We start from the raw sequence: 12472 nt of genomic DNA, 5'->3' as shown, positions 1-12472 counted from the left end.
TAGTAGAACCCCTGACGTTTTGACGTTAGGGGTTTCAGCGTGTAGACAAACCCTCGCATTCGGTGTCAGTCCTGCGTGCTGGTGCTCACGAATTCAAATTCGCTCCGCGCCAGTACTCGTTCTTCCTAGACTGCAAAGGTTTTCTATCACGCTGAAAAGAAGACAAAGGGCTAAAATAAAGTTCATTTTAGCCCTTTGTCAATAATCTGGAACACCTGACGTTTTGACGTCAGGGGTTTTTCCGTTATTTGCACATAATTTGGGTATTTTGGACTTATCTAGACTTTAATAAGTTAAAAAAGTAAAGAACCTAGTAGTACTTCCGATATATATACTATCTTACTAAAAGGAGTTTTCTTTTTTATGAATTTCATACAGTATTTCAAAAAACCATCGATATCAAAAAAGCTCGTTTTCTCTTTCTTATTTATTCTTTTATGCCCAATTATCGTATTGGCATTCTCTTCATATCATACGGCGAGCACCTCTTTAAATGATCAAATCATGCAAAGTGCAAAGGAAAATGTAGAACAGTTGGACAAAAACATTACGAAGGTTGTAAAAGTAAAAACAGACGCAGCCGATTTCTTTAGCAAATGGATTACGGAGAAAAAGCTGGGGCAAAAAGGAACGACTGATATTCAAGGACGCTTTGAGCAGTTCATGAGCATGAATGATGACACAGAAGGCATCTTTGTTGCTTCAAGTGATGGAAAAGTGTTCTCAAGATATCCTAATCAAAAAATGCCTGCTGATTATGTCGCAACTGAGCGGGATTGGTACAAAGATGGCTGGGCGAAAAACGGTGAGCTGTCTGTTTCCGCTCCATATCCAACCGCATCAACTGGTACGCTTGTTGTGACGATTTCTAAAAAACTAGAGGATGGTTCTGGTGTTATTGCCATGAACCTGGACATTGCGAATCTAGTAAAAGAGTCTAATAGTATCAATATTGGTAAAGAAGGTCATGCTTTTATCGGCAGCCCAGATCGAACATACGTGGCACACCCAACAAAAAAAGCAGGAACAAAATTAACAGGTGATTGGGTAGACAAGCTTTATACACAAGACAAAGGTTCAATGAGTTATATGTTTGAAGGAAAAGAAAAGCAAATGGAGTTCACAACAAACAAAGCGACTGGTTGGAAAATTGCCGGTACAATGTTTGTCAATGAAGTAGAAGAAGCGGCGCAGCCAGTTTTCAACATGGCGGCCATTATATTAGCTGGTGCGCTCATCATTGGCGGTATTCTCATCTTCTTTATCATCCGTTCTATTACAAAACCACTTTCCATGCTTGTCTCCTCTTCTAAGAAGATTAGCGAAGGAGATTTAACAGAAAAAATTGATGTTAAATCAAAGGATGAAATTGGTCAGCTCGGTACAAGTTTTAATGAAATGAGTGAGTCACTCAGAGACGTCATCCAAGCTGTACAGACATCTGTTGAAAACGTGGCGTCATCGTCGGAAGAATTGACGGCAAGTGCAGGTCAAACGACAAAAGCAACCGAACATATTACATCATCCATTGAAACATTCTCGAACGGAAACGAAAATCAAAGTGAAATGGTGGAACAAAGTGCAGCCCACTTGAAACAAATGAACGAAGGGCTAAATGAAGTTGCACAAACATCTGATGTCATTACAGAATCATCGGTTCAATCAAAAACAGTCGCAGAAACAGGCGGACAGCTTGTTGAACAGACAGTTGGCCAAATGAAAACGATTGATCATTCAGTGAAAGAAGCTGAAAGTGTGATTAACGGATTAGAGCATAAATCAAAAGATATCACCAACATTTTAGGTGTCATTAACGGTATAGCAGATCAAACGAATTTACTGGCTCTGAATGCAGCCATTGAAGCAGCACGTGCGGGTGAGTCAGGCAGAGGCTTCTCGGTTGTAGCAGAAGAAGTCCGTAAGCTAGCGGTTCAATCATCAGATTCTGCAAAAGAGATTGAAAAACTCGTCAAAGAAATTGTCTCTGAAATAGAAACGTCTCAAAATATGTTCAAATCTGTGAATGAAGAAGTAAAAAATGGCCTATCAATTACAGACCAAACAAAAGAAAGCTTCTCACAAATCAATCAGCAAACGGCAGAAATTGCGACAAGAATCAATGAAATGAATACGACAGTTCGTGAGCTTTCAAAAGGATCTGAGCAAATTTCTAAAGCAGTGAATGAAATTGCAGATGTATCGAGAGAGAGTTCAGCAAGTATTCAAGATATCGCGGCATCAGCAGAAGAACAGCTGGCATCAATGGAAGAGATTAGTTCTTCTTCGACGACGCTTTCCCAAATGGCGGAAGAATTGCGTGACTTAATTAAAAAATTCAAGATCAGTGAATAATGGAAAGTGGTTCTCCTCAAGGGGAACCGCTTTTCTTTTTAAGAGATGATCTCGTACAATAGAGGAAATCCGAAGAAAAGGAGAGATGTTATGCGTTTATCAAATAAGAAGGTCATTGCGTTAGTCAGTGATGATTTTGAAGATTTAGAGCTATGGTATCCCGTTTTGCGATTAAGAGAAGAGGGGGCAACTGTCCATCTCGTAGGCGAAAAAGCAGATCATGAATATATCGGGAAGTACGGAGTGCCAGCTGTATCAGATGCAGACTTCTATTCCATTCAAGCAGATGATTATGATGCGGTTCTCGTTCCTGGGGGATGGGCACCGGATAAACTGCGCCGATATCCAGAAGTATTAGACATCGTTCGTACGTTTGATGCAAAGGGCAAACCGATCGGACAAATCTGTCATGCCGGATGGGTGCTCATTTCAGCTGGTATCCTGAAAGGTAAAAAAGTAACGAGTACACCTGGTATTAAAGATGATATGACGAATGCTGGAGCGGAATGGTTTGATGAAGCCGTTGTGACAGATGGTCATATTGTATCAAGCAGACGCCCGCCGGACCTTCCGCCATATGTGAAAGCATTTGCCGATGTATTAGCGGCAAACTAGATTCACACGAACAAACAAAGGGCTGTAAAACGCCCTTTGTTCATTCAATGCCTCATTACATTTGTCTGTCGGCTGGATAGATAATGCCCATTTGTCTTCTCGCCTCGTCCATGACGGACATGGTTTGAACGGATAAGGCAAATGTATTGACTGGAGACTGTCCCTTTTTTTGCTTGATGCATTGAATGAAGTGATCGATTTCATAATACATAGCAGGTTGATCATCTTTGAGAGAAATATCGGTTTGCTTTCCATTTCGATCATGGATGGTGATACGAGAAGGACGGTGAAATTGATCAATCACCATTGTGGCATCCTCCCCTTGAATTTCAGCAGATACATGAGATGTTGAGATTTTTGAATGAAAAAGCAGTGCTTGATGCCCTTCATATTGTAAAAGTAATGAACCGCTCCCATCTACTCCAGAAGAAAGTGTATAGCCTCTCGCGGTGATTTGATGTGGCAGCCCGAATAAATAAATGATGGGAAAGACAAGATACACGCCGATGTCCATTAAGGAGCCATTGGATAATTCCGGCTTAAAAGCATTTGGAATCTCACCGTTTCGGTAGGCATCGTATCTTGATGAATATTTACAGTAATGAGCGATCACTTGCCGAATGGGGCCTAGTTGATCAAGATGCTGTTTGATTTGAAGAAAATTCGGCAGAAATGTGGTCTTCATCGCTTCCATTAAGCACACCTGATATTTTTTCGCAGCAGCAATCATTTCTTCAACCTCTTTCCGGTGAGAGGCCAATGGTTTTTCACATAATACATGTTTTTGATGCGCCATCATCAGCATCGCTTGCTCTTTGTGAAGGGCGTTTGGACTTGCGATATACACAGCATCAAACGCATCACTTGCCGCCATTTGCTGTAAATTAGTAAAGACGGTATCAATGCCATACTTGTCTGCAAATGCCTGTCCTTTTTCAGCAGACCGAGAATAGACGGCCGTACATGTAAAATCTGCCACTCCTTCACCAGCCTGTAAGAATCGATCTGTAATCCAATTCGTTCCGATGACAGCAAATCGAATCATCACATTCCCTCCTTCTGCTTTTCTCTGATTATACATGCTTTGAAAGCGTTTGTATGAAAGAATCTTCTTTTTTATTGAAAAGCGGATGAAACCTTTACCTTAGCTGATGCGTCTTACATAAAGAATATAAATGTACGAAAAGTGGATAGTTTCCTCCTTCATTCGGGTAATACTTGAGAAGGAGGGAGGAGGAAACGAACATGAAGCGCATCCTACATATAGGAAGTACATACGCATTCGCGCTTTTATTTATAGCAGCCGGTGTTTTTCATGTGATAGAGCCAAGCGGCTTTGCCCGCATGATGTCTAGATGGCCATTTCCCTATGGCATCATTTATGCCACCGCATGCTTGGAATGGCTTCTGGCCGTTTTACTGTTTCTTCCAAACGTAAGGATTGTGGCAGCAAAAATGATCGCTGTCTATCTGGTGCTCATTTTCCCTGCGAACCTATTTGCTGCGAGAGAAGGGATTCCATTTCCAGGGCAAGAGAGCACAGAACAAGCCTTGTTATGGATGAGATTAATCGGACAACCGATTTTGATTGGATGGGCCCTGTCCATTGCGAAACTGGAAGAAAAGCTGAAACAATGATCACAAAATGATGATCAAGTAGTGTACAATTTACTAATAAAATAGCCCGTGTTTGGAGGAAAGATATGAATTCTATGCAAATGTGGAGCAGTCGATTTAGAAAATTTTTTCTTGATAACAAGTTTGTTCTCTTTTTACTCATCCTGCTATTAATAGGGTTGAATATCCTTGTTTTCATGAAAGCATCTTTTATTTTCACACCGCTCATTGTACTCATCAAAACCATTGCCTTACCGATTATTTTAACGGGGGTTGTGTATTATTTATTAAATCCAATTGTGAATTTATTAGAGAGATTTAAGGTCAAACGGATCTTTTCGATTTTGCTTTTATATATCGTCATTATTGGGATCATTACAGTGACCATTGTATCTATTATTCCTTTTTTACAAGCACAAACGATGAGTCTGTTTCATAATCTGCCAAAATACGTTGATACGGTAGAAGAACAGATTCGACAACTAACAGGAAGCAACTTCATTAATCAGGCGCAGAAAACGATGAATTTTAACGTCTCTGAATTGGTGAGTAAAGCATCAAGTCAAGCGACGAAGATTTTGGAAAGTACTTTTACCGGAGTCGGCACTTTCTTAGGGGCGCTTACTGAAATTATCATCTCGATCGTGACGGTTCCGTTCATTCTGTTTTATCTATTAAAAGACGGCAAAAAACTGCCTGACTATTTCTTGAAATTTATTCCGAATAAGTTTAGAGAGCATACACATATCGTGCTTCACGAAATGAACCATCGCTTAAGCTCTTATATTCTTGGACAGATCATTGTCAGCTTCTGTATCGGTGTTCTTCTTTTAATCGGTTATCTGATTATTGGACTTGACTATGCGCTGCTTCTGGCGATTATTGCGGCATGTACAAGTGTAGTGCCTTACCTTGGGCCAACAATTGCCATTACACCAGCGATTGTGATTGCACTTGTCACATCACCTATTATGCTACTGAAACTGATCATTGTCTGGACAGTGGTTCAACTTATTGAAGGGAAATTCATTTCTCCTCAGGTCATGGGGAAAAACCTTCATATCCATCCGATCACGATTATCTTTGTTCTATTAACAGCAGGTAAATTGTTCAGCGTAGTCGGCATCATTGTCGCAATTCCGACGTATGCCGTTCTGAAAGTGATCACGACCCACCTGTTTGATTGGTTCAAAATGCGATCCAATTTGTATAAAGAAGAAAAGGTTTGATGTCATAATCTTTTTTAGAAAAAAATATAGTATCATAAAGACGAGCTTTCGAAAAAGAAAGCTTGTCTTTATGTGGACATAGATGTTTGCCTTCAAAAGATCAGAATTGAAAGGAAAGAAAATCATGAATCTATGGGATTTATTCGTGGCACTGGTTTTAGGAATTGTCGAAGGATTAACAGAGTATGCACCTGTCTCGTCTACAGGGCATATGATCATTGTTGATGATCTTTGGCTAAAATCAAAAGACATCATTACGCCAGAGGCTGCAAACACATTTAAAGTCGTGATTCAGTTAGGTTCTATTTTAGCTGTCATGATCGTGTTTAAAGATCGTATTTTGAACTTGTTAGGCTTAAAGAAAAATATCACAGAAGAACAAAAACGCAGCGGACATAAGCTGACCATTGCTCAAATTGCTGTTGGACTCGTCCCAGCCGTCATTTTAGGATTCTTATTTGAAGATTATATTGATAAATATTTGTTTGATGTGAGAACGGTCGCTGTCGGTTTGATTTTAGGGGCTGTGCTGATGCTTGTCGCTGATTGGATCAATAAACGTAAAACAGAAACAAGCTCTGTGGATAATATGACGTACAGACAAGCGCTGTATATCGGGTTATTTCAATGTTTAGCACTATGGCCAGGCTTCTCGCGTTCAGGTTCTACAATAGCAGGTGGTGTTATTCTTGGACTGAATCACCGAGCGGCGGCTGACTTTACGTTTATTATGGCCATGCCGATTATGGCGGGAGCAAGCCTTTTAACACTTGTTAAAAATGCCGAATATTTAACAACAGACATGCTTCCATTCTTTATTGTGGGCTTTGTGAGTGCGTTTATTGTGGCTCTCTTTGTTGTTCGATTCTTCCTAAAACTGATTAATAAAATCAAACTTGTGCCTTTTGCGATCTACCGAATCATCCTAGGTCTGATTTTATTTATCCTGTTTATGTAATGATGGAAAACTACTCTTTTAAAAGAGTAGTTTTTTTGTTGTTTTGCCCTTTTAAACAGTAAAAACAGCCTCTTAATTGGTAGAAAAAGAAGTTTTTTCTTAAATTAGTGTTTAAGTGACAAAGAAAAGGGTAGTACATAGACATACCAATTAAAGGAGGAGTTAGAAATAATGAGGAAAACAAGTAAATTTTTTGTTAGCTCTATGATTGCTACGTCAATGGTTGCTGTCCCTTTATCTCTTACGACTTTTGGTCAAAAGGCTGAAGCTGCTACGACAACAGGTGTCGATGGAAGTGTCTCGATTGATCCAGTAGCCATTGCCGATAAAATTGAACAAGCAGTAAAATCATCTCAAAATCGTGATGGATTTGTAAAAAATGCGGCATACAGTGCATTCTATGAAGCTGGTCAAAATTACAACGTAGTTGTTCAAAACTTAAGCCAAGATCATGACTTTAGCGGACTGAACAATGTTGTTTATTATGATAGTGTTGAATATGACGGCATTACGTTTGGTATTTGGGTATTTGAAGATGGTACGTTTGTCAACAATGGTGACGGCGGCTATATTAACTGGACTTTTGTTGGCAGCTTTGACCGCGAAGAAGGAAGCGGTACTGTCGATTTCCATAAAAGATTCTAATCTCAACGTCAAAAGTCTGCCGATCCATCGGCAGACTTTTTTAAAGCGCACATTCTTCTATTTCAAAACCTAAATCTTCAATGATGTGATGATCGGTTTGAACTTGCTGTCCTTTTGTCGTTAAATAATCGCCTACGAAAATAGAGTTTGCTGCATATAATGCGAGAGGCTGAAGCGTTCGCAAATTAAACTCTCTTCCGCCAGATACTCGAATTTCCTTAGCCGGGTTGATAAATCGCATCAGTGCCAAAACCTTCAACGCTTTAATCGGATGTGTGCGTTCTTGATGTTCAAGAGGCGTTCCTTCAATTGCATGGAGAAAGTTGACGGGAATCGAATCCGCATCAAGGGCTCTCAGCGCAAAAGCCATTTCAACAATTTGTTGATTGGTTTCGCCCATTCCAATAATAACCCCTGAACATGGTGACATCCCTGACTGTTTGACCTTATCAATGGTCGATACGCGGTCATCATACGTATGGGTCGTTGTAATTTGAGCATGATGATCTTGATGTGTATTGAGATTATGATTATACCGATGAACACCCGCTTCCTTCAGCCGCTTCGCTTTTTCTTCATTTAATAACCCAAGGCATGCACACACCTTCAAAGGCATTGTCTCAGTAATTTCCTTTACTGCTGCGGTGACTTCATCTAATTCACGGTGCGAAGGTGCTCTCCCGCTTGCTACAATACAATAAGTCCCTGCTTTTCTTTTTAACGCCTCACGCGCACCGGCCACAATGGTTTTTTGGTCAAGCATTGTATACCTCTCAACAGGAGCTGTTGAAATCACCGATTGTGAACAATACCCGCAGTTTTCAGGACAATATCCGCTTTTGGCGTTAAAGATCATATTTAACTTCACCTTTTTTTGAAAAAAATGAAATCTCACCTGATAAGCTGCATGCATAATAGGCAGCAACTCTGCGTCGTCTGCTCCAAGAATTTTTAGACCTTCTTCCATAGTAATCGGTTCATGATTGATGGCTTTCTTCACGAGCGTTTCCCAAGACAAAGACGTTATTTTTCCCATCATAAGCCCCTCTCAATATGTAAACTTATTTTTATTAAAAGTTAACATAATGGATAGAGATTGGCAAGCACTGGTAAGCATCCTAAGTAAAAACACAAAAAGGCGATGAACATATAGTCATCGCCTTTTCATATGAAAAAAATCGCTTAACGAACAGTAATATAGTTAATAACAAGCTCACCTAGTGAATTATAGTAAGACACTGTAACAGAACCGCGTTGTACAGCACGGATCCATGTGAAGTTTGGAGCAGTTTGGTCTAATTGAATGGCATACGTTGCGCCTGAGACAGAAATTTGACTTGCTGGAAGTGAAACAGCGATTGAAGAACCTACAGTAAGTGTGCGGTTCACCGTAATCACTTTATTCATAATAGGAGCTTTTGCTATAACTGGTTCTTTAGGCTGTGCAGCTGCATGAGCACCTTCTGTTTGGAAGAACGTAAGAGCACCTAAAGCAGCTAAAGACAATGTACAAGCTTTCATTAATTTTTTCATCGGTAACACTCCTTTTTTTGGTATATACATATATTAATAATAATAGAATTATATGTCAATCAAAATAAGTGGAAAAATGAGTATTTTTGGTGAAAATTGTCACATATTATGTAGGGGAAGACGATTTTGCCCAAAAAACACATGATTTTTTATTCATATGTCATTCTTTTTTAGGGGGGAAAAAGAGACATAAAAAAAGCTGGGTATCTACCCAGCTATGTGATGCTTTATGAAAAGAGATCTTTTATTTGTCGTCTGTCTGTTTTGGCTGACGGCCTTTTTGTTTTTCTTTCTCTCTAATGTAGTTAATAAAGTCGATGGTTTGTCTTCGTGCTTCTTCAGAAAAATCGGAGGCAGCTTTAAACGCAATTTGCAAATCAGGATCATCTGCAAGATCGTCATCAGAGGCGTTTTTGTCTTTACCTGTGAGAAGATAATCTGTTGAGACCCCGTATAACTCGGCGATTTTCACAATCATTTCACCATCTGGCTTTCTCAATCCATACTCCCAGTTAGCATAGGTCGACATCGCCTTTAATCCGAGTTTTTTGGCAACGGTAGACTTACTCCATCCATGTTTCTCTCTTAATTCAGTTAGAATCTTTCCAGTCAAATTATCCATCGGAAACACCTTTTTTCATATTATGTGTAAATTTTATCATGAATTACACGGAAAAGATAAATAAATACACAAAAAGAATAAAAATATGATTGACTTACCCGTTTTGTGTATATTATCATAATGAATATAACTTACACATAATGAGTAAGAGGTGGAAACATGAAACTTGAAAATTTACGAGAAGAACGAATATTACAAGGAAAAACACAAACGTATATGGCGAAAAAACTTGGATATAAGTACACGAGTGGCTATGCAAATATAGAAATGGGCCGAACAAAGCCCAGCTTAGAAATAGCCAAGCATATTGCAGATTTGCTAAATATCGGTGTTCAAGAGCTTTTTTTTGGTCAAAAGTTACACAAAAAGAGTAATAGTCTTGAGGAAGACCGTTCTTAAAAAGGGGAGACAAACAGAATGAATATCGAACATCCGATGGTGACACAAATGAATGATTTCGGCTATCCAAAACGTTACTGGCCATATGAAATGTCCCGAAGTGGTTATCGATTAGAGGACGAGGACCGTGAGAAAGGATTTGATGATGATGAGACATCAGATGACATTTGATGCCCGAAAAGAAGCCCAGCATTGCCTAGTACAAGCTGGCGGCTGGATCACTTTTCATCAAAAAGAGCCGATTTTTGCTTTCCCCACGGCAGAAGAAAAACGCACATACATGACCCTCATGGCAGAAAAAGCCGTTGATGACAAGAAGAAGGAAAGGATGAATGCGACATGAATCGATGGAAGCAAATCATGACATTCCTGAAATGTTTGCTCAATGCGGGGCAAAACGAACAAGACATTCGGCAGTGGGCGAAGGATGACGGGAGATCGTAGCATGGTCCTTCATTTTATCATTGAAAAAGAACATTTGTGCAGAAAAGAGACATTGATAAACAGAATTCAAACAGCCGCTAAAGCGCAATGCACAAGCAAAATAAAAGGCGCATTATCACTCGACATTCGCTCATTTTACAATATGCCCATTGATCTAGCGAACAGCCAAGACACACGTACATCTGCAGAAAAAGGCCTGATACGCCCGGTACACATCAGCATTCTTCAACCAAATTTGCAGTATATACAAGAAGCACTTCATGCCGTTACCGATGACGCCTCTTTACAGATTGTAGAATTAAGAGTTTCACAGTTTTATAGCATGCGTCCTCGAATGGAAATCATTTTAAATACGATGGGTGATGATATGAGATCCTCACCACCAAATAAGGAGACAAGCATATGAACGAGCCAAAACAACTCATGATTCAAGAAAACCAGACATTTGTCGGTGAAATGGAAAAAGGAAAGATTCAAGTCATTGTGTTAGATGGAAACGTAGGAACGGCTTATATGATGGATGTACCTGAGCATGGAAAAACGATTATTCAAACAGCAAAAGGACATTTTGCAAGAGTTGATCATGAGATTGGTTTTAAAATCAGCTAGCCTGATGAAAAAGAACAACTGAATAAGTCCAAGACGGAAAGCCTGCGGACACTGATCAAGACCCTATAAAAAGGGGCTGATTGGTGTCCGTTTTTTATTTTCTTAAAAAAGGGAGAGAGCATAGATGCAAGATTTACTGATTGAATATAAAAGAAGTTTAAAAGATGCCAGAAAACGATATGAACAATTGAAAGACAAAGAAGAGAAACAGATGTCAGATCAGGACAAACATGATCAAAAAATGATCGCCAGTATGGTCAGTGATTTAGAATACGTGGTGGAATGGCTTCAAATCGGTAGAGAGCCAGGCGCACGCAGAGGATTAGATAGACGGTCTGTGTATCAGCGCACCATTCTTGCTAATCAAGAGGTATTAGAGGCTTTATCACATGAATACACCCTCATTCAAGAGAAAGAAAGAGAGGTAAGTGAGCGGGACAAAAGGCGAATTGACGAAGCCTTATCCGTTTTGACAGATCGAGAGAAGGACGTATTTTTTATGCACACAACGCAGGGTCTGTCATTTAGCGAGATTGCGATCATGCTAGATGTAAAAAAAGGAACAGTCCAAAAACATATGGAAAGAGCTCGGACCAAAATGTCCAAAAAAGTACAAGAACGCCTATTCAGAGCTGCTGAATAGGCGTTTTTTCTTTCATCACATCAATCTTCAAAAGCTTGTCTTACAGTTGCCACCTATAGTTAGAAAGACCAAACGAATGTTTGCTAGCCCGGCACAAATGATTTCTCATCAGGGAATCATTCGAACTAAAAGGAGGCGGCAGGTGAATGTAAATGAAAGATAAACGGATAGAGGCTAAGCAGGATTATATGAAAGGGATGACGTACCAGCAACTAGCCGATCATTACAACGTCTCCATCCATACCGTTAAATCATGGAAAAGACGATACGGCTGGCAAAGACAAAAAACACCGTCAAAGCAGGCGCACTCGATCTTTCATCAATTTCTTTCAGATGAAACGATTGAAATCATGGAAAAAATGGATGGGCGCACATCTCTTGATATCATCTGGGATCAAATTCAAATTCAATACGCAGCCATTATTCGAGCGCAGCGCATCATGCATGTAGCAGATCAAGATGACATGATCAAAGAACTGAAAAAGGCGACGTACTTGCCTTCTTCAATAGAGGAAGAAACAGGCGAAGGCATTCATCCAGAGCCAGAGATCACGGCAGAGGAATTTTCGTTTCAATTTTCATGGGATCGGCATGCTACTTTTTTAAATGCCCAATCTCGTGCAATGGGAGAACTAAGACGGCTGATTAAACAGTTTGAAGAGCTCGCTCACGCAAAAGATGAACGAAGATTAAGGCTGAAGCAAATTGAGCTGACAATCGAAAAAACAAAAAAAGCAGTTCGTGAGGAAAAAGAAGAAGATCTTCATATCATGATCAAAAGAAAAGAGGACGATTCATGACGCCGT

17 protein-coding genes are annotated in these 12472 nt (G+C 39.8%); 13 read left to right on the top strand and 4 right to left on the bottom strand.

Annotated features, from left to right (window positions below):
* Positions 1-363: 363 nt before the first annotated feature.
* Positions 364-2352, top strand: coding sequence for a methyl-accepting chemotaxis protein (locus MKY11_RS15135; protein WP_039169704.1), 1989 nt, complete (start codon positions 364-366; stop codon positions 2350-2352).
* Positions 2353-2442: 90 nt separating this feature from the next.
* Positions 2443-2967, top strand: a complete 525-nt coding sequence (locus MKY11_RS15130) for a type 1 glutamine amidotransferase domain-containing protein (RefSeq protein WP_008344162.1) — start codon at positions 2443-2445, stop codon at positions 2965-2967.
* 55 nt (positions 2968-3022) lie between these two features.
* Here the strand turns inward: MKY11_RS15130 and MKY11_RS15125 are convergent, their stop codons facing one another.
* The gene (locus MKY11_RS15125; RefSeq protein WP_100324837.1) at positions 3023-4012 is read right to left on the bottom strand and encodes a Gfo/Idh/MocA family oxidoreductase; all 990 of its coding nucleotides are present in this window, start codon (positions 4010-4012) and stop codon (positions 3023-3025) included.
* A 200-nt stretch (positions 4013-4212) separates the two neighbouring features.
* On the opposite strand from MKY11_RS15125, the gene MKY11_RS15120 reads away from it, so the two are divergent.
* The 4 genes from MKY11_RS15120 (at position 4213) to MKY11_RS15105 (ending at position 7416) form a co-directional block, all read left to right on the top strand.
* Positions 4213-4605 (top strand): DoxX family protein, encoded by a 393-nt coding sequence (locus MKY11_RS15120; protein WP_342501571.1) that lies wholly within the window; start codon positions 4213-4215, stop codon positions 4603-4605.
* Positions 4606-4670: 65 nt separating this feature from the next.
* Positions 4671-5813, top strand: coding sequence for an AI-2E family transporter (locus tag MKY11_RS15115; protein ID WP_024719700.1), 1143 nt, complete (start codon positions 4671-4673; stop codon positions 5811-5813).
* Positions 5814-5937: 124 nt separating this feature from the next.
* Complete coding sequence (locus tag MKY11_RS15110) at positions 5938-6771, top strand: undecaprenyl-diphosphate phosphatase (RefSeq protein WP_024719699.1); 834 nt, start codon at positions 5938-5940, stop codon at positions 6769-6771.
* Between the two features lie 171 nt (positions 6772-6942).
* A complete protein-coding gene (locus MKY11_RS15105; RefSeq protein ID WP_007500557.1) occupies positions 6943-7416 on the top strand; it encodes a hypothetical protein in 474 nt (157 codons plus the stop codon).
* Between the two features lie 40 nt (positions 7417-7456).
* Here the strand turns inward: MKY11_RS15105 and bioB are convergent, their stop codons facing one another.
* From bioB to MKY11_RS15090, 3 genes are all read right to left on the bottom strand, one after another.
* On the bottom strand, positions 7457-8452 hold the full coding sequence (gene bioB / locus MKY11_RS15100; RefSeq protein ID WP_268412634.1) for a biotin synthase BioB: 996 nt from the start codon (positions 8450-8452) through the stop codon (positions 7457-7459).
* A gap of 146 nt (positions 8453-8598) precedes the next feature.
* Positions 8599-8949, bottom strand: a complete 351-nt coding sequence (locus tag MKY11_RS15095; RefSeq protein ID WP_003213146.1) for a hypothetical protein — start codon at positions 8947-8949, stop codon at positions 8599-8601.
* A 244-nt stretch (positions 8950-9193) separates the two neighbouring features.
* A complete protein-coding gene (locus MKY11_RS15090) occupies positions 9194-9571 on the bottom strand; it encodes a helix-turn-helix transcriptional regulator (RefSeq protein WP_007500560.1) in 378 nt (125 codons plus the stop codon).
* Between the two features lie 159 nt (positions 9572-9730).
* Here MKY11_RS15090 and MKY11_RS15085 point away from each other — a divergent pair, with 159 nt between their 5' ends.
* The 7 genes from MKY11_RS15085 to terS all read left to right on the top strand — a co-directional run bounded on the left by MKY11_RS15085 (position 9731) and on the right by terS (position 12466).
* On the top strand, positions 9731-9970 hold the full coding sequence (locus tag MKY11_RS15085) for a helix-turn-helix transcriptional regulator (protein ID WP_017358976.1): 240 nt from the start codon (positions 9731-9733) through the stop codon (positions 9968-9970).
* 18 nt (positions 9971-9988) lie between these two features.
* Positions 9989-10141, top strand: coding sequence for a hypothetical protein (locus MKY11_RS15080; RefSeq protein WP_164071363.1), 153 nt, complete (start codon positions 9989-9991; stop codon positions 10139-10141).
* Positions 10119-10313, top strand: a complete 195-nt coding sequence (locus tag MKY11_RS15075) for a hypothetical protein (RefSeq protein WP_226650593.1) — start codon at positions 10119-10121, stop codon at positions 10311-10313. The genes MKY11_RS15080 and MKY11_RS15075 overlap by 23 nt, the downstream gene beginning before the upstream one ends.
* Positions 10314-10415: 102 nt before the next feature.
* On the top strand, positions 10416-10820 hold the full coding sequence (locus MKY11_RS15070) for a holliday junction resolvase (RefSeq protein ID WP_178929940.1): 405 nt from the start codon (positions 10416-10418) through the stop codon (positions 10818-10820).
* Entirely contained in the window at positions 10817-11023 is a 207-nt protein-coding gene (locus MKY11_RS15065) for an XtrA/YqaO family protein (protein ID WP_008344129.1), read from the top strand. The genes MKY11_RS15070 and MKY11_RS15065 overlap by 4 nt, the downstream gene beginning before the upstream one ends.
* Before the next feature lie 124 nt (positions 11024-11147).
* Positions 11148-11666, top strand: coding sequence for a sigma-70 family RNA polymerase sigma factor (locus tag MKY11_RS15060; RefSeq protein WP_024719695.1), 519 nt, complete (start codon positions 11148-11150; stop codon positions 11664-11666).
* 152 nt (positions 11667-11818) lie between these two features.
* Positions 11819-12466 carry a phage terminase small subunit gene (gene terS, locus MKY11_RS15055; protein ID WP_342501570.1) on the top strand — a complete coding sequence of 216 codons (648 nt, stop codon included), beginning with the start codon at positions 11819-11821 and terminating at the stop codon, positions 12464-12466.
* Positions 12467-12472: the final 6 nt, after the last annotated feature.

The organism is Bacillus sp. FSL W7-1085 (genome assembly GCF_038595035.1).
GTDB lineage: Bacteria > Bacillota > Bacilli > Bacillales > Bacillaceae > Bacillus > Bacillus altitudinis.
Note: the sequence above shows the minus strand (reverse complement) of the source record. Positions and strands in the feature narration are given on the sequence as shown.

What these genes read in the sequence shown, in the direction of transcription:
- bioB (WP_268412634.1), bottom strand. Translation starts at nt 8,452, where the DNA reads ATGGGAAAAATAACGTCTTTGTCTTGGGAAACGCTCGTGAAGAAAGCC.
- MKY11_RS15125 (WP_100324837.1), bottom strand. Translation starts at nt 4,012, where the DNA reads ATGATTCGATTTGCTGTCATCGGAACGAATTGGATTACAGATCGATTC.
- MKY11_RS15065 (WP_008344129.1), top strand. Translation starts at nt 10,817, where the DNA reads ATGAACGAGCCAAAACAACTCATGATTCAAGAAAACCAGACATTTGTC.
- MKY11_RS15130 (WP_008344162.1), top strand. Translation starts at nt 2,443, where the DNA reads ATGCGTTTATCAAATAAGAAGGTCATTGCGTTAGTCAGTGATGATTTT.
- MKY11_RS15090 (WP_007500560.1), bottom strand. Translation starts at nt 9,571, where the DNA reads ATGGATAATTTGACTGGAAAGATTCTAACTGAATTAAGAGAGAAACAT.
- terS (WP_342501570.1), top strand. Translation starts at nt 11,819, where the DNA reads ATGAAAGATAAACGGATAGAGGCTAAGCAGGATTATATGAAAGGGATG.
- MKY11_RS15120 (WP_342501571.1), top strand. Translation starts at nt 4,213, where the DNA reads ATGAAGCGCATCCTACATATAGGAAGTACATACGCATTCGCGCTTTTA.
- MKY11_RS15115 (WP_024719700.1), top strand. Translation starts at nt 4,671, where the DNA reads ATGAATTCTATGCAAATGTGGAGCAGTCGATTTAGAAAATTTTTTCTT.
- MKY11_RS15105 (WP_007500557.1), top strand. Translation starts at nt 6,943, where the DNA reads ATGAGGAAAACAAGTAAATTTTTTGTTAGCTCTATGATTGCTACGTCA.
- MKY11_RS15085 (WP_017358976.1), top strand. Translation starts at nt 9,731, where the DNA reads ATGAAACTTGAAAATTTACGAGAAGAACGAATATTACAAGGAAAAACA.
- MKY11_RS15060 (WP_024719695.1), top strand. Translation starts at nt 11,148, where the DNA reads ATGCAAGATTTACTGATTGAATATAAAAGAAGTTTAAAAGATGCCAGA.
- MKY11_RS15070 (WP_178929940.1), top strand. Translation starts at nt 10,416, where the DNA reads ATGGTCCTTCATTTTATCATTGAAAAAGAACATTTGTGCAGAAAAGAG.
- MKY11_RS15075 (WP_226650593.1), top strand. Translation starts at nt 10,119, where the DNA reads ATGAGACATCAGATGACATTTGATGCCCGAAAAGAAGCCCAGCATTGC.
- MKY11_RS15080 (WP_164071363.1), top strand. Translation starts at nt 9,989, where the DNA reads ATGAATATCGAACATCCGATGGTGACACAAATGAATGATTTCGGCTAT.
- MKY11_RS15135 (WP_039169704.1), top strand. Translation starts at nt 364, where the DNA reads ATGAATTTCATACAGTATTTCAAAAAACCATCGATATCAAAAAAGCTC.
- MKY11_RS15110 (WP_024719699.1), top strand. Translation starts at nt 5,938, where the DNA reads ATGAATCTATGGGATTTATTCGTGGCACTGGTTTTAGGAATTGTCGAA.
- MKY11_RS15095 (WP_003213146.1), bottom strand. Translation starts at nt 8,949, where the DNA reads ATGAAAAAATTAATGAAAGCTTGTACATTGTCTTTAGCTGCTTTAGGT.